This is a genomic window from Streptomyces sp. NPDC037203 (assembly GCF_055605065.1).
In genome coordinates, this window is record NZ_JBVJUC010000005.1 from 91,824 (window position 1) to 116,423 (window position 24,600).

The window sequence follows — 24,600 nt, forward strand, 5'->3', positions numbered from 1 at the left end:
AAAGACCCCAGGTAGCCGGAATCGCCTCCTCCGTGTTGCCCGTTCGGGTACAACCTAGGGTGGTCCCGAACATCTCGGGCCGGGCGGCGGGGCGGGGCGGAGGGGACGGGTTCGTGGAATCGGCGGCATCCGGTCGTCCTGTCGTGCGCTTCAACATCCTCGGCTCGCTCGAAGGCTGGTGCGGGCAGCGCCGGTTGAGGCTCGGCAGTCCGACCCAGGAACGGGTGCTGGTCACCCTGCTGCTCGAACCCGGCCGCATGGTGCCGATGTCCCGGCTGATCGCCGCGGCCTGGGACGACGAGCCGCCGCAGACGGCAAGTCACCAGATCCGCAAGTGCGTTGCCGCCCTGCGCACCCACATCCCGGACGGCGCGGCGCTGATCGTCACCGACGGCGCCGGGTACCGCGCCATGCTGGACGAAAACCAGCTGGACCTCTACGAGTTCACCGAGCGGTCCAGGCAGGCCCGGCAGGCGGTCGCGGCCGGCCGGCCCGAGGACGCCGTCGGGCATCTGCGCTCCTGCCTGGAGCTGTGGCGGGGCCCGGTGATGGCGGGCTCGGGCGGCTCCGTGATCAGCGCGGCCTCCGCGGCGCTCGAAGAACGCCACATGGCGGTCGCCGAGCAGTACTTCGAACTCCAGCTTGAGCTGGGCCAGTCCGCGGAACTGATCGGCCCGCTGCGCGAGCTGGTCACCGCCCACCCGCTGCGGGAGACGCTGCGCGGACGGCTGATGCTGGCGCTGTACCGGGCCGGGCGGCAGGCCGAGGCGCTGGAGGAGTTCGGGCGGGTGCGCGACCTGCTGGTGGAGGAGCTGGGCATCGATCCGGGTGCCGAACTCACCCGGCTCTACGAGGCGATCCTGCGCGACAGCCCCGAAGTCGCCGCCCGCGTACCGCAGTCGGTGTCCGACCGCGCCGCCCTGCTGGTCCCCGCGCCCTACACCACCCAGAGCTCCGGCACCGAGCCCGCGCCGTGCACCCTGCCCTACGACCTGCCGGACTTCACCGGGCGGGACGAGGAGCTGGCCCGGCTGGTCACCGTGGGCTGCGCGCCGGCCACCGGCGGCACCCGGATCGTCGGGGTGGACGGCATGGGCGGCAGCGGCAAGACCGCGCTCGCGGTGCACGCCGCCCATCTGCTGGCCCCCGAGTACCCCGACGGCCAGCTGTTCGTGGACCTGCGCGGCTTCAGCCCCGGCGAGAAGGCCCAGGAGCCGGGGGCGGTCCTGCACTCCTTACTCCACACACTGGGCATTCCGGACGATCGGATACCGGACGATCTGGAACGTCGCACCACCTTCTGGCGAACCGTTTCCGCCCAGCGGAAGCTGCTCCTCCTGCTGGACAACGCCGCCGACGCCGCCCAGGTGTGGCCGCTGCTGCCGGCCTCCGAGGACTGCCTCGCCATCGTCACCAGCCGGGTGCGGATGCTCGACCTCGACGGCTCCGAGTGGCTGTCGCTTGGCCTGCTGTCGGCCGGCGACAGCGCCACCCTGCTCACCCGGATGCTGGGGGCCGACCGCACCGCCGCCGAACCGCGGGCCGTGGACCGGCTGGCCCAGCTGTGCGGCGGGCTGCCGCTCGCCTTGCGGATCACCACCGCCCGGCTGCGCAACCGGCCCCGCTGGACGGTGCAGTACCTGGTCGACCGGCTCGCCGACGAGACCCGGCGGCTGCGCGAGCTGAGCGCCGGGGAACGCAGCGTCGAGGCCACGCTCAGGCTGTCGTACCAGGCGATGGACGAGGACCAGCGCGGCGCCTTCCGGCTGCTCGGGCTGCACCCCGGCAGCGCCATCGACGTGCCCTCCGCCGCCGCTCTGCTCGGCACCGACGGCCACGACGCCGAGGACCTGCTGGAGTGCCTGCTCGACGCCCATCTGCTGGAGCAGCACGAGGCGGGGCTGTACGGCTTCCACGACCTGGTGCGCACGTACGCGCTCAGCGTGCGGGAGGTGGAGGACGACGAGGAGGCCGCCATCGAGCGCCTGGTCGCGTACTACATCCAGAGCACCGACCGGGCCTGCGAGACCCTGTTCCCCGGCCGCAACCACTACAGCGACGCGCCGGGCACGGGCGAACCGGCCCTGCCCCGGCTGGACGACGGGGAGCAGGCGCTGCGCTGGTTCGACCGGGAGTACGAGGCGCTGCTCGCGGTGGTCGCCCAGGCCGGCACCCAGGGCCTGCACCGCCCGGCCGCCCTGCTCGCCCGCAACCTCCTCTTCTACCTGGACCTGCGCGGCCGGTACGAGGAGTTCCGGGTCGTCGGCCGGATCGGGGTGGCCGCCTGCCGCCAGCTGGAGGACCCCGGACTGCTCGGCATCAGCCTGTGCAACCTGGCCGTGGCGCACTGGTGGCTCGGCGACTTCCAGGACGGCATCACCACCGCCCAGGAGGGGCTGGAGCTGTCCCGCGGCAGCGACCCGCGCTCCGAGGCGATGTGCCTGGACATGCTCGGGCTGCTGCACGGCTCCCTCGGCAACTTCGAGGAGGCCCGCGCCTACCTGGACGAGGGCATCGCGCTCCACCGCGAACTGGGCGTGGCGCGGATGGAGGCGGAGGCGCTGGTCAATCTCGCCACCGTGCAGATCTGGACCGGGCACCACGCCGAGGGCGCCCGCAACGCGGCCCGCGCCACCGAGCTCAACCGCCGCCTGGGCGAGCGCAGCAACGAGATCCACTCGCTGACCTTCCTCGCCCTCGCCCACCTCGGCAGCGGCGAGGACGAACGGGCCCGCGCCTGCCTCGCCCAGGCCCTGGAGCTGTGCGACGAGTCCCGCCAGCCCGCCAACGTCGCGGTGGTCCTCGCCCACTGGGCACGGGTCTGCCAGCGGCTCGGCGATGTGCGCTCGGCCGCGGAGCACGCCGAGCGGGCGCTCGACCTGGTCTCCGCGGAGGGCACGGCGCTGCGGCAGGCGACGGTGTCCAACGTGGTCGGCATGGTCCACCTGCGCAGCGGGGCCCCCGAGCGGGCCATGGAACTGCACGGGCAGGCCCATGAACTGGCCTCCCGGCACGGGTACCGGATCGAGATCGCGCACGCCCTGCACGGGATGGCGCAGGCCGCGCGGGCCCTGGACGACGAGAAGACGGCCGAGCTGCACCACGCGCGGGCGCGGGCGCTGTACGACGCGATGGGGGTCACGGAGCCGGGACGGCGGCTGTAGGGCCGGCCGCCGGGCCCGCCGTACCGGCGTATACGGCGACGGCACCGGTGGGCGTGGTACCCGGCCGGTGCCGTCGGTGCTCGTGGGGGGATGCTCGCGTCGGTGGGGGGAAGCTCGCGTCGGCGGTGGGAAGCCGCGCCGGGCCGGTCGTCAGGAGTGGACGACACCCGGACCGCGGTCGTCGGCCAGGACGGATCCGGAGTGGCTGCCGGTGCCGTGCACGACGGCCTGGTGCAGCCCGGTGGCGGGCAGCGCCGCGGCGGCACCCAGGGCGAGGACACCCGCGCCGGCCAGGGCCACCAGAACCGTCTTCGTACGCAGCGCGATGGAACGCATGAGCAACCCCTTGTGAGAGACGGACCGTGATCCGGTCGCCGGGCTCTCCCCGACGCCACGACCGATGTTTGGGGCAAGCGGTCCCCAAGCTGTCCCCGCCTGGTACCCGGTCCGGGGAGGCCGTCGGTAGTACCGCCCGGCCGCGCAGCTCAGCATGGGTGTCGGGCGGGTGTCAGCCGGGCCGCACGACTTCCAGGAAGCCCTGGGGGACAGGGGCGACACCCGCGCCGAGGGTGTCGTCGGGCTCGCGGACGGCTCGGAACACGAGCGTGAACCCCGCGTCCGCCAGCAGCGGGATCATGTCCTCGGGCCGCCGGCGCCGGAAGTCCAGGCGGACCGGGTGGCCCCAGGGGTCCTCCGGCCTGCGCGGCTCCCCGCCGCTCTGGAAGGCCAGCAGCAGCCGCCCGCCGGGCGCCAGGACGCGGTACAGCTCGGCGAACAGGTCCGGGAGCCGCTCGTCGGGGGTGTGGATGGAGGAGTACCAGGAGACGGCACCGGCGAGGGCGCCGTCGGGCAGCGGGAGGTCCAGGCCCCGGGCGTCCAGGCCCAGGGCGGCGAGATGCCCGGTGACGGCGCCGGGACCGCAGCCGAGGTCCGCGACGGCGGCTTTGGGGCCCACCCGTTCCGCGAACGCGGCGAGCGGTCATGACGGGGAACGTAGTGGGCAAGGCAGGAGCCCCGTCGCCGGGGACGGCGCGGGGCTCCTTGGGTACTGCTCTCAGGTTCTGCGATCAGGCAGTGATCAGACGGGGGTGACGTTCTCCGCCTGCGGGCCCTTCGGGCCCTGCGTCACGTCGAAGGACACCTGCTGGTTCTCCTCGAGGGAGCGGAAGCCGGTGGCGTTGATCGCGGAGTAGTGAACGAAGACGTCGGGGCCGCCGCCCTCCTGGGCGATGAAGCCAAAGCCCTTTTCGGCGTTGAACCACTTAACGGTTCCGGTAGCCATAAGCCCTCCTTGGGCTCAAAAGGGTTTGCCCTGCTCCAGAACCTGCAAGTGCGAAAACGTGCTGCACCACTGCATTCGTCTGAAAACGACGAGAGCCCGCGGTCACATGCTCCGCAGGCTCTGTACTGCAAGGGAAACCAAACTGCAACTTGCGGCGAGCCTAGCATGCAGGCAGCCGAAAGCAATAGAGGGCAAGATCACTTCACCCGGATGTTTGAAAGCCGGTAACCCGTTTGACGGTGGGGCCGGTCCGAGCACCGTACCAGCCGAGGGCTAGAGTCCCGCGATGTGGACATTTCTCGCACCCGGCCGCGCGTCGGCCACATCCAGTTCCTGAACTGCCTGCCCCTCTACTGGGGGCTCGCGAGAACCGGCACCCTCCTCGACTTCCAGCTGACCAAGGACACGCCGGAGAAGCTCAGCGAGCAGTTGATCAGGGGGGAGCTCGACGTCGCCCCGGTCACCCTGGTCGAGTACCTGAAGAACTCGGACGACCTGGTCGCCTTCCCGGACATCGCCGTCGGCTGCGACGGCCCCGTGATGTCCTGCGTGATCGTCTCCCAGGTCCCGCTGGAGCGGCTGGACGGCGCGAAGGTCGCCCTCGGCTCGACCTCCCGCACCTCCGTCCGGCTCGCCCAGCTCCTGCTGTCCGAGCGGTTCGGGGTCCAGCCGGAGTACTACACGTGCCCGCCCGACCTCGGCCTGATGATGCGGGAGGCCGACGCCGCCGTACTGATCGGGGACGCGGCCCTGCGCGCCAACCTGCACGACGGCCCGCGCTACGGCCTCGACGTGCACGACCTGGGCACGCTGTGGAAGGAGTGGACGGGCCTGCCGTTCGTCTTCGCGGTGTGGGCGGCCCGGAAGGACTACCTGGAGCGCGAGCCGCTCATCACCCACCAGGTGCACCAGGCGTTCCTGGACTCCAAGAAGATCTCCCTGGAGGAGGTCGGAAAGGTCGCGGAACAGGCCGCCCACTGGGAGGCGTTCGACGCGGAGACCCTCGCGAAGTACTTCACCACCCTGGACTTCAGCTTCGGCGAGCCGCAGCTGCACGCCGTCGCCGAGTTCGCCCGCCGGATCGGCCCCACGACCGGCTTCCCGGCCGACGTGAAGGTGGAACTGCTCCAGCCGTGATCACTACGCTTGCGCGTGGTCCACGGGGGAGAGGTGGGGCCGTGCGGCCGCTCGCGGGGGACGAGGAGTGACCGCGCTGCTCGCGCTCGGCGCCCTGCTGTGGGGCGCGCTCGCCGGCGCGCTGCTGCCCCGCGCCGCCCACCGTCTGGCCGTACCGGACGGCGAACCCCGGCGGGCGCGGTGCGAGGGCGGGCACGCGGTGCGGGGGTGGCTGGGGTGGACGCCGTGCGGGCGGTGCGCGGCGGCGGCCGGTCGCCGTCTTCCCCGTCTCCCCAGTCTTTCCCGTGTTCCCCTCCTCACCGCCCTGGTCTGCGCCGCCCTCGCCGCCGCGACCGGCCCCCGGCCCGAGCTGGCGGTCTGGTCGCTGCTCGCCCCGGCGGGGGTGCTGCTGGGGGTGATCGACCTCCGGGTGCGGCGGCTGCCCGACGTGCTGACCCTGCCGCTCGCCGCCGCCACCCTCGCGCTGCTGGGCATCGCCGCGCTCCTCCCCGGCCACGCCGGGCACTGGCCCACCGCGCTGTACGGGGCCCTCGCCCTCGGCACGGCGTACACCGTGCTGCACCTGGTCAACCCGGCCGGAATGGGCTTCGGGGACGCGAAGCTGGCCCTGTCGGCGGGGGCCGCGCTCGGGTGGTACGGCTGGCCCGCGGTACTGCTCGGTTCGTTCACCGCGGTCCTGTCCGGCGCGCTGTACGGCGGCGCGCTCGTCGCCGTGCGGCGGGCCTCGCGGAAGACGGGCGTCGCGTTCGGTCCGTTCCTGCTGGCCGGAACCCTCGCCGGGGTGCTGATCGGCGCGTATACGGCGCTGTCGTAGGCTGGTCCGGTCCGCCCACCCGTCTCCCCCCACCACCCTGTACGAGCGCTTCGCGCACTGCCATGAATCATCCCCTTATGAAAGGGACGCCCCGGTGACCGAGAAGGCCGACCTCCAGTCCGTCCTCGACCGTGCGGCCGCCGGTGGGCGGATCACCCCCGACGAGGCCGTCGCCCTCTACCGCGACGCCCCGCTGCACGCGCTGGGCGCCGCCGCCGACGCCGTACGCCGCCGCGAATACGCCGGTATCGAGCACATCGCGACGTACATCATCGAGCGCAACATCAACTACACGAACGTGTGTGTCACGGCGTGCAAGTTCTGCGCGTTCTACGCGGCACCCAAGGACACCGCCAAGGGCTGGACCCGCGACCTCGACGACATCCTGCGCCGCTGCGCGGAGACCGTCGAACTGGGCGGCACCCAGATCATGTTCCAGGGCGGCCACCACCCGGACTACGGCGTCGAGTACTACGAGAAGCACTTCAAGGCCATCAAGGACGCCTTCCCGCAGCTTGTGATCCACTCGCTGGGCGCGTCCGAGGTCGAGCACATGGCCCGGATCAGCGGGGTGTCGGTCGAGGAGGCCATCACCCGGATCCACGCGGCCGGTCTCGACTCCTTCGCCGGAGCCGGCGCGGAGCTGCTGCCCGAGCGGCCGCGCAAGGCCATCGCCCCGCTCAAGGAGAGCGGCGAGCGCTGGCTGGAGATCATGGAGACCGCGCACAACCTGGGCGTGGAGTCCACCTCCACCATGCTGATGGGCACCGGCGAGACCAACGCCGAACGCATCGAGCACCTGCGGATGATCCGCGACGTACAGGACCGCACGGGCGGCTTCCGCGCGTTCATCCCGTACACGTACCAGCCCGAGAACAACCACCTCAAGGGCCGTACGCAGGCGACGATCTTCGAGTACCTGCGGATGATCGCCATCGCCCGGCTGTTCCTCGACAACGTGCGGCACATCCAGGGCTCCTGGCTCACCACGGGCAAGGAGGTCGGCCAGCTGTCCCTGCACTACGGCGCGGACGACCTCGGCTCGATCATGCTGGAGGAGAACGTGGTCTCCTCGGCGGGCGCGAAGCACCGCTCCAACCGGCTGGAGATCATCGACCTCATCCGCAAGGCGGGGCGGGTGCCGGCGCAGCGCGCGACGACGTACGAGCACCTGGTCGTGCACGAGGACCCGGCGAACGACCCCGTGGACGACCGCGTGGTCTCGCACATCTCCTCCACGGCGATCGAGGGCGGCACCGCGCATCCCGAGCTGAAGCTGCTCTCCGCCAACTGAGCGCGCCGTGCTGACGATTCACGCCGACTCCAGGGGGCACGCGCTCGTCGTCGAGGGGGAGCTGGTCGTCGGCACGGGGGAGTTGGACGCGCTGGCCGACGACCGCCCGCGGGCGCGGGTGCGGCGGTGGCCCGGCATCCTCACGCCCGGATTCGTCAACCTCCATGGCCCCGAGCTGCTGGAGGAGGCGTACCACCCCGACCCGCGCGAGGCCGGGGAGCTGGGCACCGAGCCGCTGTCCGGCGACGCGCTCGCCCGTCTCGCGCTGGACGACGTCCGGTGGGGCGGGAGCGCGCGGCGGGGGGTGCAGCGGATGCTGGCGCACGGGACGGTGGCGGTGGCGGGCACGCTGCGCCGGCCGGCCGTGCTGGACGCGGTACGGCGCACCGGGCTCGACGTGCTGCCCCGGTCCGGGCGGGCCGCAGGGGCGCCGTCCCTGGACCCGCCGGCGTGCGGACTTCCTCCGGAGGTCCGGCCGCGCCGGGAGCGGGGGTCGGTCGCGTCGTTCGCCGTGTTCGACGTCGCGGACGAGCAGGAGCTGCTGGCGCGGGGGGCGTCGACGTGTGTGGCGACGGTCATCCGGGGCCGGCTGCTCTACAGACGCCGGTAGCCGCGCGGCACCTCGCGGCGAGCGGCGCCTGTCATCCGCAAGCCCGCCGCAGCTCTGCGGTGCCGGGCTGCGACAATGATGACGTGACCCGCGCATCCCTGGACAAGCAGCCGCACGAAGTCGCCTCGATGTTCGACAACGTGGCGGAACGGTACGACCTGACCAACGACGTGCTGTCCCTGGGGCAGGACCGCCGCTGGCGCAAGGAAGTCGCACAGGCCGTCGACGCCCGCCCGGCGCAGAAGGTCCTGGACCTCGCCGCCGGCACCGCCACCTCCTCCCTCCCCTTCGCCCGCACCGGCGCCTACGTCGTGCCCTGCGACTTCTCGCTCGGCATGCTCCAGGTAGGCAAGAAGCGCCACACCTGGCTGCCGTTCACCGCGGGGGACGCGACGAAGCTGCCGTTCAAGGACGACACCTTCGACGCCGTGACCATCTCCTTCGGCCTGCGCAACGTGCAGGACTTCGACGCCGCGCTGCGCGAGATGCACCGCGTCACCAAGCCCGGCGGCCGCGTCGTCATCTGCGAGTTCTCGCACCCCACCTGGGCGCCCTTCCGCACCGTCTACACCGAGTACCTGATGCGCGCCCTGCCCCCGGTCGCCCGCGCGGTCTCCTCGAACCCGGACGCGTACGTCTACCTCGCCGAGTCCATCCGCGCCTGGCCGAACCAGCCCGGTCTCGCCGGGCACCTGCGCAAGGCCGGCTGGTCCAGGGTCGCCTGGCGCAATCTCACCGGTGGTGTCGTCGCCCTGCACCGGGGTTTCAAGGACTGAGCCCCGGCCGGGGTGTCACCGGCCGATCGTCTCGAACGCGTCCCCCGCCTCCCGCAGTTCCCGCTGGAGCCCGCCCGCCGGCGGCCGGGGGACGCGTGGTTCGCGCACGCCCCCGCCGCCCTCGCCGTCCGCGAAGTCGAACCACACGTAGACCACCGAGTCCGCCGGCACCTCCGCTCCGGGCGGCGGGTACTGGCGTACGACGTAGTCCACGACCGCCCGGTGGAAGTCCGGGCGGTCCGGCGCGGTCAGGAACAGCCCCCGGGTCCGTGCGGTCTCGCGGGCGTCCACGGCCATCAGACCGACCAGCCGCGGCACACGCACATCGGGTGCTTTGGGTGTTGTGTGCACAGATGTCACCCCCAGCGGTACTGGAAGGGTAACCCCGGTGCCCTCCGGCCGGAAGGATTCGGTGTCGTACTGTGACAGACGGCTACGCTGCGTCACTGACTCCGGAGTCGAGGTCCAGGCGGAAGCAGAGCGACTCCTCGTCCAGGTTCGGGCGCCGGTAGGTCTCCGCGGACCGCATGCCGAGCCGCCGGGCCACCGACACGGAACGCTCGTTGCCCGGCCGTACGATCGCCACCACCCCCGGCACCCCCGCCGCCCGCACCCGCCGCAGGGCCTCCCGCGCGGCGGCGATGACGTACCCCTTGCCCCAGTGCGCCCGGCCGAGCCGCCAGCCGATCTCCACCTCGCCCACCGGGCCCCAGTCGCGCGGCCAGGGCTGGGCGCCGGTGAAGCCGAGGACCTCGCCGGACTCGTCCAGGACGGTCCAGAGGCAGTAGCCGAGTTCCGCGTCGTGCCGCCGCTGGCGCGCGGTGAGTTCCTCGTACACCGACAGCGCGGCGGGGCCGCCGGGGAAGAACTCCATCACCTCGGGATCGGCGAAGAGGCGGTGCCAGCTGATCGCGTCCTCGTGGGTGGGGACGCGCAGCCGGATCGCGGGCAGAGGTCGGTTCACAGGGCAGCCCTTCAGCCGGGTGATCTATTCCGCTGAATAGACTGCCCATGTCCAGTGCCGGTCGGCACGCAGATTTCGAACTTGGGGAGATCCCGCCGTGACCGAGCCCCTCTCCGACCACTCCGCCGATGTGATCGTCGTGGGCGCGGGCCCAGCCGGCTCCGCGACCGCGTACCACCTGGCCAAGGCCGGTCTCGACGTACTGCTCCTGGAGAAGACGGAGTTCCCGCGCGAGAAGGTGTGCGGCGACGGCCTCACGCCCCGCGCGGTCAAGCAGCTCGTCGCGATGGGCATCGACATCTCCGAGGAGGCCGGCTGGCTGCGCAACAAGGGCCTGCGGATCATCGGTGGCGGTTCCCGGCTCCAGCTCGACTGGCCGGATCTCGCGGCCTACCCGAACTACGGACTCGTGCGCAAGCGCGACGACTTCGACGAGACCCTGGCCCGCAACGCGCAGAAGGCGGGCGCGCGGCTGTACGAGCGCTGCAATGTCTCCGGGCCGATCGTGGACGAGCGCACCGGCCGCATCACCGGCGTGACGGCCAAGGTCGGCGAGGAGAAGCGTGAGGCCAGGTATCACGCGCCGCTCGTCGTCGCGGCCGACGGCAACTCCACGCGCCTGTCCCTGGCGATGGGCCTGCACCGCCGCGAGGACCGCCCGATGGGCGTCGCGGTGCGCACGTACTTCACCTCGCCGCGCCATGACGACGACTACCTGGAGTCCTGGCTGGAGTTGTGGGACCGGCGCGGCGCGCAGGAGCGGCTGCTGCCCGGCTACGGCTGGATCTTCGGCATGGGCGACGGCACGTCCAACGTCGGTCTCGGGGTCCTCAACACCTCCGCCTCCTTCAAGGAACTGGACTGGCGGGAGATCCTCAAGGCCTGGTGCGCGTCCATGCCGGAGGACTGGGGCTACACCCCCGAGAACATGACCGGGCCGATCCGCGGTGCCGCGCTGCCGATGGCCTTCAACCGCCAGCCGCACTACACCAAGGGGCTGCTGCTGGTCGGCGACGCCGGCGGCCTGGTGAACCCCTTCAACGGCGAGGGCATCGCCTACGCCATGGAGTCCGGCCAGATCGCCGCCGACGTCATCGTCCAGGCGCACGCGCGGGCGACGCCGGCACAGCGGGAGATCGCCCTCCAGCGCTACCCGCGCGTCCTGAAGGACACCTACGGCGGCTACTACAACCTCGGCCGCGCCTTCGTGAAGCTCATCGGCAACCCCAAGGTCATGCAGATCGCCGCCCAGCGCGGCCTGACCCACCCGGTTCTGATGAAGTTCACCCTCAAACTCCTGGCCAACCTGACCGACCCGACCGGCGGCGACGCGATGGACCGGATCATCAACGGCCTGACGAAGGTGACCCCGAAGGCGTGATCAGACGCTGAGCGCGGCCTCTTTGGCGGACCGGCGGGCGTACACCTCGTCGCGGCGGTCCGCCATCTGCCGCAGGGCGTCCTTTTTCTCCCGCTTGGTCAACCGGTCGAGATAGATGTACCCGTTGGTGTGATCCGTCTCGTGCGCGAGGCAGCGCGCGAAGTAGCCCGTGCCCTCCACCGTGAGCGGGCGCCCGTCCCGGTCCAGGCCGCGCACGACCGCCCGGTCGGGCCGCGGCAGCGCCATCACCGCGCCCGGCACCGACAGGCACCCCTCGCCCTCGTCCAGCAGCCGCCGCCCGCCGAGGGGCGTTTCCAGCACGGGGTTGACGATGTGTCCGACATGCCGGTTTCCGTCGTCGTCGGGGCAGTCGTACACGAAGAGGCGCAGATCGACACCGACCTGATTCGCCGCGAGCCCGGCGCCCTCGGCGACGTACATCGTGCGGAACATGTCGTCGATGAGCGCGGCGAGGTCGGGCCCGAACTCCGTGACGTCCCGGCACGGCTTGTGCAGCACCGCCTCGCCGACCTCGGTCACCCGGCGCACCGCGCCGCGCCCGGCCTCGGGGGCGTACCGGGGGAACTCGGCGACAGGGGCGCCCTGTACGAACACGCGTGGCATCGCGTCTTCTCCTTCACTCGTGGACGGAACCGCCGTACGGCGGTCCGCCCCGAGGATGCCAGGAGACGCCGCAGGGCCGCTGCCCCCGAGCGGCTGCGGCCCTGCGTGAGGCACGAAACGCGCCCCAAGTATGCGAAACGGTACGGGATACCTCAGAGTACGCGCACGGCACCCGTCGGCTCGTCGTACGACAGCGGGTGCTCCGAGACGCCGGAGGACGGGTTCTGCGCGCCGACGAACATGCCGTCGCCCACGTACACCGCGACGTGGTACGCGCTGCCCGCGCTGCCCCAGTACAGGATGTCGCCCGGCTGGAGGTCGCTCAGCGAGACCTGGGTGCCGGCGGTCGACTGGTCCTGGGAGACGCGCGGCAGGCTCACGCCGACCTGCTTGAAGGCGGTCTGCACCAGGCCCGAGCAGTCGTACGCGGAGGGGCCGGTGGCGCCGGAGACGTACGCCTTGCCCAGCTGCGACTTGACGAAGCTGACGACGGCCGCGGCGGAACCGGTGGCGGTGGAGGAACCGGTGCTGCTGCCGGTGCTCGTGGCCGTGGAGCCGGAGGTGTCGCTCGCGGCGAGGGTCGTACGGGCCGTGCCGCGCGAGGCGCGGGCGGCGGCCTCCTCGCGGGCGGTCGCCTCGGCCTTCTTCTTGGCCTCGGCCGCCTTCTGCTTGGCCTCGGCGAGGTCCGCCTTGGCCTGCTTCGCGGCCTTCGCGGCGGCCGCGTCGCGCTCGGCCTGGAGCTGGTAGTTGGCCGCGGCCTGCTGGGTGGCGTCCGCGGACTGGGCGGCCTGGGTGGCCAGGTCGGCCGTCAGGGTGGGCAGTTCGAGGGTCTGCGTCACCGGCTCGGCGGCGCTGGCCGAACCGGCGGCCCCGGCGACGGCCAGGGTGCTGAGGACGCCACCGGCAACTCCGGTCCGCATCGCGAGGGACGACGCGCTGCGGCGGGGCTTCCGGTGGCTGCGTATGTGAGCGGTGTGGGACATGGGAACAACCGGTATCAGGGGCTCCTCCATATCTTCAAGAAACGTGTGCTGCGCCACAGTTGCTCAATCGAGACCTCAAACCTCGGGCGTGTCGCCCTTTATTGACGCCGTAACGGACATTGCGGACGCCCGTGATCAAGGGCTTGATCACGGTCTTTGATCATTAAGTCCGAATTGCCCCGCGCCTACCATCGGTTGATGCGATTGGCCAACCCCGGTTCCTGAGAGGCGCCTGTGGTTGTGACGGAGGTCACGGAACGGTCACCGGGGGACCGGCGTCCCGCGCGGGCGGGGCTCGTGAACGCGCGCACACGTGTCCACCCCTGTCCACATCACGCCTCCCGCCTCCCTCCGAGGTGTGAACGCGGCCCTCTATCAAGATCGGGCGACCAGCGCCAATTTGCACGCAGGCGAACTCTCTTGATATTGAGACGCCCCCGTTGGCCTGCGATGACGGGCGAAATTGTCACTTCTAGTGATCAACTGAACGCTTCGTGTATGAAGATCAGCCATCATCCGACTTGATGATCGTTCGTCAGGTGGTGGAGATCACAAAGCTTGTGGAATACCCCGTGTCGCAGATCACAGATCGGCGGGCATAAGATGCGGAGCAGTTGGGCTTGTGACCTGCTTCACATGTTCTCGATCTTCATCGGCCCAGCCAACCGCCAGCAGTCAGTGCCGACTGAGAGGAGCGAGGAGCGGTGAACGCGTATGCGCCCATCCTCGTACTGGGAGCCCTCGGGGCAGGCTTTGCGATCTTCTCCGTGGTCATGGCCACGCTGATCGGTCCGAAGCGGTACAACCGCGCCAAACTCGAAGCCTACGAGTGCGGCATCGAGCCGACCCCCACGCCGGCCGGCGGCGGGCGCTTCCCCATCAAGTACTACCTGACGGCGATGTTGTTCATCGTCTTCGACATCGAGATCGTCTTCCTCTACCCCTGGGCCGTCACCTTCGACGCCCTGGGGCTTTTCGGGCTCGTGGAGATGCTCCTCTTCGTGCTCACCGTCTTCGTCGCGTACGCGTACGTATGGCGGCGCGGCGGCCTGGAATGGGACTGAGGGGCCAATACAGACATGGGACTCGAAGAAAAGCTGCCGAGCGGCTTCCTGCTGACCACCGTGGAACAGGCCGCGGGCTGGGTGCGCAAGGCATCCGTCTTCCCGGCCACCTTCGGCCTGGCCTGCTGCGCCATCGAGATGATGACCACCGGCGCCGGGCGCTACGACCTCGCGCGCTTCGGCATGGAGGTGTTCCGCGGCTCACCCCGACAGGCGGACCTGATGATCGTGGCCGGCCGGGTCAGCCAGAAGATGGCGCCGGTCCTGCGGCAGGTCTACGACCAGATGCCCAACCCCAAGTGGGTGATCTCCATGGGCGTCTGCGCCTCCTCGGGCGGCATGTTCAACAACTACGCGATCGTCCAGGGCGTCGACCACATCGTGCCGGTCGACATCTACCTGCCCGGCTGCCCGCCCCGGCCCGAGATGCTGATGGACGCGATCCTCAAGCTCCACCAGAAGATCCAGTCCGGCAAGCTCGGCGTGAACGCCGAGGAAGCGGCCCGCGAGGCGGAAGAGGCGGCGCTCAAGGCCCTGCCCACCATCGAGATGAAGGGGCTGCTGCGGTGAGCGACGCGAACGGCACCCACGGCGACGGGGCGAACGGGGTGAACCCCGAGAAGGACCTCTCCGCCTCCAACCTCCCCGGCCAGCGCGGCCGGGGCGGCGAGGAGATCCGCGTCCAGCGCGGCATGTTCGGCGCGAACAACGGCGGCGACACCTCCGGCTACGGGGGCCTGGTCCGCTCGGTCCGGCTGCCCGGACCCGCGAGCCGGCCCTACGGCGGCTGGTTCGACGAGGTCGCGGACGAGCTGGAAGGCGCCCTGGAGGAACAGGGCCTGCTACCGGACAACGCGATCGAGAAGACGGTCGTCGACCGCGGCGAACTCACCCTCCACATCGAGCGCGAGCACCTGCTGCGCGTCGCCCGCACCCTGCGCGACGACCCCGCCCTGCGCTTCGAGCTGTGCACCGGGGTGAGCGGGGTGCACTACCCCGGAGACAAGGGCCGCGAGCTGCACGCCGTCTACCACCTGCGCTCGATCACCCACAACCGGCTGATCCGGCTGGAGGTCAGCGCCCCCGACGCCGACCCGCGCATCCCGTCCCTGGTGTCCGTCTATCCCACCAACGACTGGCACGAACGCGAGGCGTACGACTTCTTCGGGATCGTCTTCGACGGCCACCCGGCCCTGACCCGGATCATGATGCCGGACGACTGGCAGGGCCACCCGCAGCGCAAGGACTACCCGCTCGGCGGCATCCCCGTCGAGTACAAGGGCGCCCAGATCCCGGCTCCGGACCAGCGGAGGTCGTACTCGTGAGCACTGAATCCGCATCGGCGCGCGAAACCACCGAGGGCACCGTCTACACGGTCACCGGTGGCGACTGGGACGAGGTCGTCCAGTCCGCGGCCCGCTCCGACGACGAGCGCATCGTCGTCAACATGGGTCCCCAGCACCCCTCCACCCACGGGGTGCTCCGGCTGATCCTGGAGATCGACGGCGAGACGGTCACCGAGGCCCGCTGCGGGATCGGCTACCTGCACACCGGCATCGAGAAGAACCTCGAATTCCGCACGTGGACGCAGGGCACCACCTTCGTCACGCGCATGGACTACCTGACGTCCTTCTTCAACGAGACCGCCTACTGCCTCGCCGTCGAGAAACTCCTCGGCATCGAGGACGACATCACCGACCGCGCCAAGATCATCCGGGTGCTCCTGATGGAGCTGAACCGGCTCTCCTCCCACCTGGTGTGCATCGCCACCGGTGGCATGGAGCTGGGCGCGACCACGATCATGATCTACGGCTTCCGTGATCGTGAAATGATTCTCGACCTCTACGAGCTGATCACCGGCCTGCGGATGAACCACGCGTACATCCGCCCCGGCGGACTCGCCCAGGACCTGCCGCCCGGCGCGGTCGACCAGATCCGCGAGTTCGTCAAGAAGATGCGCCGCAACCTCCCGGAGTACGACAAGCTCGCCACCGGGAACCCCATCTTCAAGGCCCGCATGGGCGACATCGGCTACCTCGACCTGGCCGGCTGCATGGCGCTCGGCGCCACCGGCCCCATCCTGCGCGCCACCGGCCTGCCGCACGACCTGCGCAAGGCCCAGCCGTACTGCGGCTACGAGACGTACGACTTCGAGGTCCCGACCGCCGACAGCTGCGACGCCTACGGCCGCTTCCTGATCCGCCTGGAGGAGATGCGCCAGTCGCTCGGGATCATCGAACAGTGCCTGGACCGGCTGGCGCCCGGTCCGGTCATGGTCGCCGACAAGAAGATCGCCTGGCCCGCCCAGCTGGCCCTCGGCCCGGACGGACTCGGCAACTCCCTCGACCACATCAAGAAGATCATGGGCACCTCCATGGAGGCCCTGATCCACCACTTCAAGCTGGTCACCGAGGGCTTCCGGGTCCCGCCGGGCCAGGCGTACGCGGCCGTCGAGTCCCCCAAGGGCGAACTCGGCGTGCACGCCGTGTCCGACGGCGGCACCCGCCCCTACCGGGTCCACTTCCGCGACCCGTCCTTCACCAATCTTCAGGCCATGGCGGCGATGTGCGAGGGCGGCCAGGTCGCCGACGTGATCGTCGCCGTCGCGTCCATCGACCCCGTGATGGGAGGCGTCGACCGGTGACCACCTCTTCTTCGGAGCGCGGCGTCAGCCTGGGCATGCCCGAACCGCCCGCGCCCGCCTACCCGGACGACGTACGGGAGCGGCTGGCGGCCGACGCGCGCGAGATCGTCGCCCGCTACCCGGACTCCCGCTCCGCCCTGCTGCCGCTGCTCCACCTCGTGCAGTCCGAGGAGGGCCATGTCACGCGCACCGGATTGCGCTTCTGCGCGGAGACGCTCGGCCTGACCACGGCCGAGGTCACCGCGGTGGCCACCTTCTACACCATGTACCGGCGCCGCCCCTCCGGCGACTACCAGGTCGGGGTGTGCACCAACACGCTGTGCGCGGTGATGGGCGGCGACGCGATCTTCGAATCCCTCCAGGAACACCTGGGCGTGGGCAACGGGGAGACCACCGAGGACGGCAAGGTCACCCTGGAGCACATCGAGTGCAACGCGGCCTGCGACTTCGCGCCGGTCGTGATGGTCAACTGGGAGTTCTTCGACAACCAGACGCCCACCAGCGCCCGGCACCTGGTGGACGACCTGCGCGCCGGACGGGCCGTACAGCCCACCCGCGGGGCGCGGCTGTGCACCTTCAAGGAGACCGCCCGCATCCTGGCCGGCTTCCCGGACCCGCGGCCCGGAGCCGTCGAGGAGGGTGGCAGCGCCGGACCCGCCTCGCTGGTCGGACTGCGCCTGGCCAAGGGCGAGTCGGAGCCCGCGCGCGTGGTCCATCCACGGGACGGCGGTCCGCACGACGAGGCGGGGACCGCGGTGCACGAGCCGTCGCCGGCCGAACACCTCAGTTCCCATGACGCGCCGCACCAGACGTCGGCCTCCGACCCCGCCCACCCGGCAGGGCCCGCCGCCGAGGAGGGGGAGTGATGAGCGTGGCAGCAGAACTCAAGGACTCCAGCCCGGAGAAGCTGCTCGCACCGGTGCTGTCGGCCTTCTGGGACGAGGACCGCTCCTGGTCCCTGGACGTCTACCGGCGGCACGAGGGGTACGAGGGGCTGCGCAAGGCGCTCGCCATGCCACCGGACGACCTGATCGCCTACGTCAAGGAATCCGGGCTGCGCGGTCGCGGCGGCGCCGGCTTCCCGACCGGCATGAAGTGGCAGTTCATCCCGCAGGGCGACGGCAAGCCGCACTATCTCGTCGTCAACGCCGACGAGTCGGAGCCGGGCACCTGCAAGGACATCCCGCTCCTGTACGCGAACCCGCACAGCCTCATCGAGGGGATCGTGATCGCGTGCTACGCCATCCGGTCGTCGCATGCCTTCATCTACCTCCGGGGTGAAGTGGTCCCGGTCCTGCGCCGCTTGCACGAGGCCGTGCGCGAGGCCTACGCGGCCGGGTACCTCGGCGAGAACATCCTCGGCAGCGGTCTGAACCTCGACGTCACCGTGCACGCCGGCGCCGGCGCGTACATCTGCGGCGAGGAGACCGCGCTGCTCGACTCGCTCGAAGGCCGCCGCGGCCAGCCGCGGCTGCGTCCCCCCTTCCCCGCCGTCGAGGGGCTCTACGCCTGCCCCACCGTGGTGAACAACGTCGAGTCCATCGCCTCGGTTCCCGCGATCCTGAAGAACGGGAAAGAGTGGTTCAGGGCGATGGGCAGCGAGAAGTCGCCGGGCTTCACGCTCTACTCGCTCAGCGGCCACGTCGCGAGCCCCGGCCAGTACGAGGCCCCGCTCGGCGTCACCCTGCGCCAGCTCCTGGAGATGAGCGGCGGGATGCGGCCGGGGCACCGGCTGAAGTTCTGGACGCCGGGCGGCTCCTCCACGCCGATGTTCACCGCCGAACACCTGGATGTGCCGCTCGACTACGAGGGCGTCGGCGCCGCCGGCTCCATGCTCGGCACCAAGGCCCTCCAGTGCTTCGACGAGACCACCTGCGTGGTCCGCGCGGTCACCCGCTGGACCGAGTTCTACGCCCACGAGTCCTGCGGCAAGTGCACGCCCTGCCGCGAAGGGACGTACTGGCTGGTGCAGTTGCTGCGGGACATCGAGGCGGGCAAGGGAGCCAAGTCCGACCTGGACAAGCTCGCGGACATCGCCGACAACATCAACGGCAAGTCCTTCTGCGCCCTCGGCGACGGCGCGGCCTCCCCGATCTTCTCCTCGCTGAAGTACTTCCGCGAGGAGTACGAGCAGCACATCACGGGCCGGGGCTGCCCCTTCGACCCGGCCAAGTCGACGGCCTGGGCGGACCGCCCGGAGGTGAACGCATGACCGTGACCACCAACGCCCCCGCGGGTGGCGGAGAGGCGGCCCTCCCGCCGGAAGACCTCGTCACGCTGACGATCGACGGCATCGAGATCAGCGTGCCCAAGGGCACCCTGGTCATCCGGGCCGCCGAACAGCTCGGCATCGAGATCCCCCGCTTCTGCGACCACCCGCTGCTGGACCCGGCCGGCGCCTGCCGGCAGTGCATCGTGGAGGTGGAGGGCCAGCGCAAGCCGATGGCCTCCTGCACCATCACCTGCACCGACGGCATGGTGGTGCGCACCCAGCTGACCTCCCCGGTCGCCGAGAAGGCCCAGCACGGGGTGATGGAGCTGCTGCTCATCAACCACCCGCTGGACTGCCCGGTCTGCGACAAGGGCGGCGAGTGCCCGCTGCAGAACCAGGCCATGTCGCACGGCAACGCGGACTCCCGCTTCGAGGGCCGCAAGCGCACCTACGAGAAGCCGGTCCCGATCTCCACCCAGGTGCTCCTGGACCGCGAACGCTGCGTGCTGTGCGCGCGCTGCACCCGCTTCTCGAACCAGATCGCGGGCGACCCGATGATCGAGCTGATCGAGCGGGGCGCGCTCCAGCAGGTCGGCACCGGCGAAGGCGACCCCTTCGAGTCGTACTTCTCCGGGAACACCATCCAGATCTGCCCCGTGGGAGCGCTCACCTCGGCGGCGTACCGCTTCCGCTCCCGCCCCTTCGACCTGGTCTCCTCGCCCTCGGTGTGCGAGCACTGCGCGGGCGGCTGCGCCACCCGCACCGACCACCGGCGCGGCAAGGTCATGCGGCGGCTCGCGGCCAACGACCCCGAGGTCAACGAGGAGTGGATCTGCGACAAGGGGCGCTTCGGCTTCCGCTACGCCCAGCTCAGGGACCGCCTCGACACGCCGCTGGTGCGCAATGCCGGAGGCGTCCTGGAGCCCGCGTCCTGGCCGGAGGCGCTGGCGGCCGCCGCGCGCGGTCTGACCGCCGCCCGCTCCCGTGCCGCCGTGCTGACCGGCGGCCGGCTGACCGTGGAGGACGCCTACGCGTACAGCAAATTCGCGCGGGTCGCCCTGGACACCAACGACATCGATTTCCGCGCACGGGTGCACAGCGCGGAGGAGGCGGCCTTCCTCGCCGCCACGGTGGCCGGCCGCGGCCGGGACCTGGACGGTACGGGGGTCACGTACTCCCTGCTGGAGAAGGCGCCCGCGGTCCTGCTCGTCGGGTTCGAGTCGGAGGAGGAGGCGCCCGGCGTCTTCCTGCGGCTGCGCAAGGCCTGGCGGAGGCACGGGCAGCTGGTGTTCTCGCTGGCCACGCACGCGACCCGCGGCCTCGAGAAGGCGGGCGGCACCCTGCTGCCGGCCGCGCCCGGCACCGAGACCGAGTGGCTGGACGCGCTCGCGAGCGGCGTGGGCCTGGAGGCGCCCGGCACCCGCGCCGCCGAGGCGCTGCGCGGCGAGGGCGCCGTCATCGTCGTAGGCGAGCGGCTGGCCTCGGTCGCCGGCGGGTTCACCGCCGCCGTACGGGCCGCCACCGCGACCGGCGCCCGGCTGGTGTGGATCCCGCGCCGGGCCGGGGAGCGCGGCGCCCTGGAGGTCGGTGCGCTGCCCGCGCTGCTGCCGGGCGGCCGCCCGGCGACCGACCCGCGCGCCCGCGACGAGGTGGCCGCCGCCTGGGGCCTGTCCGAACTCCCGCTGGGCTACGGCCGCGCCACCGAGCGGATCCTCGAGGCCGCCGCGACCGGCGCGCTGGCGGCCCTGGTCGTCGCGGGCGTCGAGGTCGCCGACCTGCCCGACCCGGCCCGTGCCCGCGAGGCGCTGGACCAGGTCGGCTTCCTGGTCTCGCTGGAGCTGCGGCCCAGCGAGGTCACCGAGCGCGCCGACGTGGTGCTGCCGGTCGCCGCGGTCGCCGAGAAGGCCGGCTCCTTCCTCGACTGGGAGGGCAGGGTCCGCTTCTTCGAGGCCGCGCTCAAGCCGGACCAGATGACGCGCCGCCTCGCCCCGACCGACGCGCGGGTGCTGCACATGCTGGCCGACGCCATGGACGCCCATCTCGGGCTGCCGGACCTGCGCACCATCCGCGCGGAGATCGACCGGCTCGGCTCCTGGGACGGCCCGTACGCCACCGAGCCGCGGGAACCGGCGGGCGCAGTGCCCCGCCCGGCCGCCGGGGAGGCCGTGCTCGCGGGCCACCGGCTGCTGCTCGACCAGGGCCTCCTCCAGGAGGGCGACGAGGCGCTGGCCGGCACCCGGCACGCCGCCCGCGCCCGCCTGTCGGCCGCCACGGCCGCCGAGGCGGGCGTCGCGGACGGCGATCGCCTCGCCGTCACCGGCCCCGCCGGGACCGTCGAACTCCCGCTCCAGGTCAGCGAGATGCCGGACCGGGTGGTCTGGCTCCCGCTGAACTCCGCCGGCGGCGGCGTCGCCTCCGACACCGGGGCACAGCCCGGCAACCTCGTCCGCATCGGCCCGGCGGCCCCCGCCGTGACGGCCCCCAAGGAGGTGGAGGCATGAGCCCGTACCTCGCCGCTGAAGACCTCTCGATGTTCGGCCGCGACCCCTGGTGGCTGGTCGTCGTCAAGGCCGTCTTCTGCTTCGCCTTCCTGATGGTGACCGTGCTGTTCTCCATCGTCTGGGAGCGCAAGGTCGTCGCCTGGATGCAGTTGCGCATCGGGCCCAACCGGCACGGCCCCTGGGGCATGCTCCAGTCGCTCGCCGACGGCGTGAAACTGATGCTCAAGGAGGACCTGATCGTCCGCCGCGCGGACAAGGTGGTCTACGTCCTCGCGCCGATCGTGGCGGCCATCCCGGCCTTCATGGCGATCGCGGTGATCCCGTTCGGCCCCGCCGACCACGAGATCTCCATCTTCGGCACCCGTACGACGATGCAGCTCACCGACCTGCCGATCGCGATGCTCTACATCCTCGCGGTCGCCTCGGTCGGCATCTACGGCATCGTCCTGGCCGGCTGGAGCTCCGGCTCCACGTATCCGCTCCTCGGCGGTCTGCGCTCCTGCGCGCAGATGATCTCCTACGAGATCGCCATGGGCGCCGCGTTCGCCTCGGTGTTCCTCTACTCCGGCTCCATGTCGACGTCGACCATCGTGGCCCAGCAGCACGACCGCTGGTACATCCTGCTGCTGCCGGTCTCCTTCCTCCTGTACATCGTCACCATGGTCGGCGAGACCAACCGCGCCCCCTTCGACATGCCGGAGTCCGAGGGCGACCTGGTGGGCGGCTTCAACACCGAGTACTCGTCCATCAAGTTCGCGATGTTCATGCTCGCCGAGTACGTGAACATGGTGACGGTCTCCGCCGTCTCCACCACCCTCTTCCTCGGCGGCTGGCGGGCTCCCTGGCCGATCAGCACCTTCTGGGAGGGCGCGAACCACGGCTGGTGGCCGATGCTCTGGTTCGTCGTCAAGGTGCAGCTGCTGCTGTTCTTCTTCATCTGGCTGCGCGGCACCCTGCCCCGCGTCCGCTACGACCAGCTGATGAAGCTCGGCTGGAAGGTCCTCATCCCGGTCTCGGTGACCTGGCTGATGCTGGTCGCGTCCGTGCGGGCGCTGCGCAACGAGCACTACGACTTCGCGGACATCGCCCTCTACGTGGGCGGCGGGGTGCTCGCCCTGCTGCTGATCTCCTTCATCGCCGACATCTTCCGCGAGAAGGCGCAGACGGCCGAGCGGACCGCCGCCGGCGAGAGCGGGTTCGACCCGATGGCGGGCGGGTTCCCGGTACCGCCGCTGCCCGGACAGGAACTGCCGCCGGTGCCCAGGCGCCGCCCGCGCAGGGAGCGGGAGCTGATTGTCAGTGGCGGGACCGACACTGTGAGTGACGGATCGTCCGGGCGTGCTTCGGACGGAACTTCGGATGGAAAGGAGGCGTCCGATGGCTGAGGAGCCCAAGGAGATCAAGCCCGGTTTCCAGAACCCCGTGGCCGGCTTCGGCGTGACCTTCAAGGCCATGTTCAAGAAGCGGCTGACCGAGCAGTACCCGGAGCAGAAGAAGACCACCGCTCCCCGCTTCCACGGACGGCACCAGCTCAACCGCCATCCGGACGGCCTGGAGAAGTGCGTCGGCTGCGAGCTGTGTGCCTGGGCCTGCCCCGCCGACGCCATCTATGTGGAGGGCGCCGACAACACCGACGAGGAACGCTACTCGCCGGGCGAGCGCTACGGCCGCGTCTACCAGATCAACTACGCCCGCTGCATCCTGTGCGGGCTGTGCATCGAGGCGTGCCCGACGCGCGCGCTGACGATGACCAACGAGTTCGAACTGGCCGACTCCAGCCGCGCGAACCTCATCTACACCAAGGAACAGCTGCTGGCCGGCCTCGACGAGGGCATGGTCGACACCCCGCACTCCATCTTTCCGGGCACCACCGAGGAGGACTACTACCGGGGCCTGGTCACCCAGGCCGCGCCCGGCACGGTCCGCCAGACCGCCGTCTCCAAGGGGGAGACCGCCGGGGAAGAGGGCTCCGGCGCCGGCACGGAAGCGGACCAGGAGGTGGACGCATGAGCGCGCAGCTCGCCGCCTACACGACCTCCACCGGTGAGGCGTTCCAGTTCTGGGTCCTCGGCACCGTCGCGGTGATCGGTGCCCTGTGCACCGTCTTCATGAAGAAGGCCGTGCACAGCGCGCTCAGCCTCGCCGGGACCATGATCGTCCTGGCGGTGTTCTACCTCGCCAACGGCGCCTACTTCCTGGGAGTCGTGCAGATCGTCGTCTACACGGGCGCGATCATGATGCTGTTCCTGTTCGTGGTGATGCTCGTCGGCGTCACCGCCGCGGACTCGCTGAAGGAGACGATCAAGGGCCAGCGCTGGCTGGCCCTGCTGTGCGGGGCCGGCTTCGGCGTGCTGCTGCTCGCCGGGATCGCCAACGCCTCCCTGAAGGACTTCGCGGGCACCGGCCAGGCGAACGCCGACGGCAATGTGGAGGGCCTGGCCGCCCTCATCTTCACCAAGTACGTCTTCGCCTTCGAGATCACCGGCGCCCTGCTGATCACGGCCGCAGTCGGCGCCATGGTGCTCACCCACCGCGAGCGCACCGAGCGCGCCAAGACCCAGCGGGAGCTGGCCGAACAGCGCGTCCGCGAGGGCAAGCACGTACCGCCGCTGCCCGCGCCGGGTGTCTACGCCCGGCACAACGCGGTGGACATCGCGGGCCTGCTCCCCGACGGCACCCCCTCCGAGCTGACCGTCAGCAAGACGCTGCGCGAACGCGGCCAGATCCGGGACGTGTCCACGCAGGCCATCAACGATCTGCGGGCGCTGGAGCAGCGTTCCGAGGACCGCCTGGAGCGGACGCCGATCGAACCGGAGACGTTCAAGCGGCCCGAGGAGGCGTCGAAGTGAACCCGGTCAACTACCTGTATCTGGCGGCCCTGCTGTTCACGATCGGCGCCACCGGCGTGCTGATCCGGCGCAACGCCATCGTGGTCTTCATGTGCGTCGAGCTGATGCTGAACGCCTGCAACCTCGCGTTCGTCACCTTCTCCCGGCTGCACGGCAACCTGGACGGCCAGGTCATCGCCTTCTTCACGATGGTCGTCGCCGCCGCGGAGGTCGTGGTCGGTCTCGCGATCATCGTGTCGCTGTTCCGTGCCCGCCACTCGGCCTCGGTCGACGACGCCAGCCTGATGAAGCTGTAAGGGGT

24 protein-coding genes and 1 pseudogene are annotated in these 24,600 nt (G+C 71.0%); 18 read left to right on the plus strand and 7 right to left on the minus strand.

Annotation, left to right across the window (positions count from 1 at the left end; all coding sequences use genetic code 11):
* Positions 1-143 precede the first annotated feature (143 nt).
* Complete coding sequence (locus ACZ7EC_RS16395) at positions 144-3,164, plus strand: AfsR/SARP family transcriptional regulator (protein ID WP_471063063.1); 3,021 nt, start codon at positions 144-146, stop codon at positions 3,162-3,164.
* A gap of 150 nt (positions 3,165-3,314) precedes the next feature.
* Here ACZ7EC_RS16395 and ACZ7EC_RS16400 read toward each other — a convergent pair whose 3' ends face one another.
* From ACZ7EC_RS16400 to ACZ7EC_RS16410, 3 genes and pseudogenes are all read right to left on the minus strand, one after another.
* Positions 3,315-3,500 (minus strand): hypothetical protein, encoded by a 186-nt coding sequence (locus ACZ7EC_RS16400; protein WP_471063065.1) that lies wholly within the window; start codon positions 3,498-3,500, stop codon positions 3,315-3,317.
* A gap of 172 nt (positions 3,501-3,672) precedes the next feature.
* Positions 3,673-4,140: pseudogene (locus ACZ7EC_RS16405) on the minus strand (class I SAM-dependent methyltransferase); the annotation flags it as partial.
* Between the two features lie 102 nt (positions 4,141-4,242).
* A complete protein-coding gene (locus ACZ7EC_RS16410) occupies positions 4,243-4,446 on the minus strand; it encodes a cold-shock protein (protein WP_004984723.1) in 204 nt (67 codons plus the stop codon).
* 288 nt (positions 4,447-4,734) lie between these two features.
* Between ACZ7EC_RS16410 and ACZ7EC_RS16415 the strand changes: the two genes are divergently transcribed.
* The 5 genes from ACZ7EC_RS16415 to ACZ7EC_RS16435 all read left to right on the plus strand — a co-directional run bounded on the left by ACZ7EC_RS16415 (position 4,735) and on the right by ACZ7EC_RS16435 (position 9,077).
* Positions 4,735-5,583: a menaquinone biosynthetic enzyme MqnA/MqnD family protein gene (locus ACZ7EC_RS16415; protein ID WP_471063067.1), complete on the plus strand. Its 849-nt coding sequence runs from the start codon at positions 4,735-4,737 to the stop codon at positions 5,581-5,583.
* 67 nt (positions 5,584-5,650) lie between these two features.
* A complete protein-coding gene (locus tag ACZ7EC_RS16420; RefSeq protein WP_471063068.1) occupies positions 5,651-6,397 on the plus strand; it encodes a prepilin peptidase in 747 nt (248 codons plus the stop codon).
* Positions 6,398-6,491: 94 nt separating this feature from the next.
* Positions 6,492-7,691: a cyclic dehypoxanthinyl futalosine synthase gene (gene mqnC / locus ACZ7EC_RS16425; RefSeq protein ID WP_471063070.1), complete on the plus strand. Its 1,200-nt coding sequence runs from the start codon at positions 6,492-6,494 to the stop codon at positions 7,689-7,691.
* 7 nt (positions 7,692-7,698) lie between these two features.
* Positions 7,699-8,301: a hypothetical protein gene (locus ACZ7EC_RS16430; protein WP_471063072.1), complete on the plus strand. Its 603-nt coding sequence runs from the start codon at positions 7,699-7,701 to the stop codon at positions 8,299-8,301.
* An 83-nt stretch (positions 8,302-8,384) separates the two neighbouring features.
* Positions 8,385-9,077 carry a demethylmenaquinone methyltransferase gene (locus ACZ7EC_RS16435; RefSeq protein ID WP_471063074.1) on the plus strand — a complete coding sequence of 231 codons (693 nt, stop codon included), beginning with the start codon at positions 8,385-8,387 and terminating at the stop codon, positions 9,075-9,077.
* A 15-nt stretch (positions 9,078-9,092) separates the two neighbouring features.
* Here ACZ7EC_RS16435 and ACZ7EC_RS16440 read toward each other — a convergent pair whose 3' ends face one another.
* Both ACZ7EC_RS16440 and ACZ7EC_RS16445 read right to left on the minus strand, forming a co-directional pair.
* Positions 9,093-9,401, minus strand: coding sequence for a PASTA domain-containing protein (locus ACZ7EC_RS16440; protein ID WP_471063610.1), 309 nt, complete (start codon positions 9,399-9,401; stop codon positions 9,093-9,095).
* Between the two features lie 109 nt (positions 9,402-9,510).
* The gene (locus ACZ7EC_RS16445) at positions 9,511-10,041 is read right to left on the minus strand and encodes a GNAT family N-acetyltransferase (RefSeq protein ID WP_471063076.1); all 531 of its coding nucleotides are present in this window, start codon (positions 10,039-10,041) and stop codon (positions 9,511-9,513) included.
* Positions 10,042-10,138: 97 nt separating this feature from the next.
* Between ACZ7EC_RS16445 and ACZ7EC_RS16450 the strand changes: the two genes are divergently transcribed.
* Entirely contained in the window at positions 10,139-11,422 is a 1,284-nt protein-coding gene (locus tag ACZ7EC_RS16450) for a geranylgeranyl reductase family protein (protein ID WP_471063078.1), read from the plus strand.
* On the opposite strand, the gene def is transcribed toward ACZ7EC_RS16450, so the two are convergent.
* Complete coding sequence (gene def / locus ACZ7EC_RS16455) at positions 11,423-12,046, minus strand: peptide deformylase (protein ID WP_471063080.1); 624 nt, start codon at positions 12,044-12,046, stop codon at positions 11,423-11,425. It abuts the gene before it with no gap.
* Positions 12,047-12,198: 152 nt separating this feature from the next.
* Positions 12,199-13,029, minus strand: a complete 831-nt coding sequence (locus tag ACZ7EC_RS16460) for a C40 family peptidase (RefSeq protein ID WP_471063081.1) — start codon at positions 13,027-13,029, stop codon at positions 12,199-12,201.
* A 704-nt stretch (positions 13,030-13,733) separates the two neighbouring features.
* Between ACZ7EC_RS16460 and ACZ7EC_RS16465 the strand changes: the two genes are divergently transcribed.
* The 11 genes from ACZ7EC_RS16465 to nuoK are packed head-to-tail and all read left to right on the plus strand — an operon-like array spanning position 13,734 to position 24,595.
* Positions 13,734-14,093, plus strand: a complete 360-nt coding sequence (locus ACZ7EC_RS16465) for an NADH-quinone oxidoreductase subunit A (RefSeq protein ID WP_030494815.1) — start codon at positions 13,734-13,736, stop codon at positions 14,091-14,093.
* A gap of 15 nt (positions 14,094-14,108) precedes the next feature.
* On the plus strand, positions 14,109-14,663 hold the full coding sequence (locus ACZ7EC_RS16470) for a NuoB/complex I 20 kDa subunit family protein (protein WP_397984596.1): 555 nt from the start codon (positions 14,109-14,111) through the stop codon (positions 14,661-14,663).
* A complete protein-coding gene (locus tag ACZ7EC_RS16475; protein ID WP_471063083.1) occupies positions 14,660-15,418 on the plus strand; it encodes an NADH-quinone oxidoreductase subunit C in 759 nt (252 codons plus the stop codon). Before ACZ7EC_RS16470 ends, ACZ7EC_RS16475 begins: the two co-directional genes overlap by 4 nt.
* On the plus strand, positions 15,415-16,737 hold the full coding sequence (locus ACZ7EC_RS16480) for an NADH-quinone oxidoreductase subunit D (protein ID WP_471063085.1): 1,323 nt from the start codon (positions 15,415-15,417) through the stop codon (positions 16,735-16,737). The genes ACZ7EC_RS16475 and ACZ7EC_RS16480 overlap by 4 nt, the downstream gene beginning before the upstream one ends.
* Positions 16,734-17,603 carry an NADH-quinone oxidoreductase subunit NuoE gene (nuoE, locus tag ACZ7EC_RS16485; protein WP_471063087.1) on the plus strand — a complete coding sequence of 290 codons (870 nt, stop codon included), beginning with the start codon at positions 16,734-16,736 and terminating at the stop codon, positions 17,601-17,603. The genes ACZ7EC_RS16480 and nuoE overlap by 4 nt, the downstream gene beginning before the upstream one ends.
* Positions 17,600-18,949 carry an NADH-quinone oxidoreductase subunit NuoF gene (nuoF, locus tag ACZ7EC_RS16490; RefSeq protein ID WP_471063088.1) on the plus strand — a complete coding sequence of 450 codons (1,350 nt, stop codon included), beginning with the start codon at positions 17,600-17,602 and terminating at the stop codon, positions 18,947-18,949. Before nuoE ends, nuoF begins: the two co-directional genes overlap by 4 nt.
* On the plus strand, positions 18,946-21,450 hold the full coding sequence (locus ACZ7EC_RS16495) for an NADH-quinone oxidoreductase subunit G (protein ID WP_471063090.1): 2,505 nt from the start codon (positions 18,946-18,948) through the stop codon (positions 21,448-21,450). The genes nuoF and ACZ7EC_RS16495 overlap by 4 nt, the downstream gene beginning before the upstream one ends.
* Entirely contained in the window at positions 21,447-22,835 is a 1,389-nt protein-coding gene (gene nuoH, locus ACZ7EC_RS16500) for an NADH-quinone oxidoreductase subunit NuoH (RefSeq protein WP_471063092.1), read from the plus strand. The genes ACZ7EC_RS16495 and nuoH overlap by 4 nt, the downstream gene beginning before the upstream one ends.
* A complete protein-coding gene (gene nuoI / locus ACZ7EC_RS16505; RefSeq protein WP_397984589.1) occupies positions 22,828-23,460 on the plus strand; it encodes an NADH-quinone oxidoreductase subunit NuoI in 633 nt (210 codons plus the stop codon). The genes nuoH and nuoI overlap by 8 nt, the downstream gene beginning before the upstream one ends.
* Positions 23,457-24,299 (plus strand): NADH-quinone oxidoreductase subunit J, encoded by an 843-nt coding sequence (locus ACZ7EC_RS16510; protein WP_471063093.1) that lies wholly within the window; start codon positions 23,457-23,459, stop codon positions 24,297-24,299. The genes nuoI and ACZ7EC_RS16510 overlap by 4 nt, the downstream gene beginning before the upstream one ends.
* Positions 24,296-24,595 (plus strand): NADH-quinone oxidoreductase subunit NuoK, encoded by a 300-nt coding sequence (gene nuoK / locus ACZ7EC_RS16515; RefSeq protein ID WP_145482596.1) that lies wholly within the window; start codon positions 24,296-24,298, stop codon positions 24,593-24,595. The genes ACZ7EC_RS16510 and nuoK overlap by 4 nt, the downstream gene beginning before the upstream one ends.
* Positions 24,596-24,600: the final 5 nt, after the last annotated feature.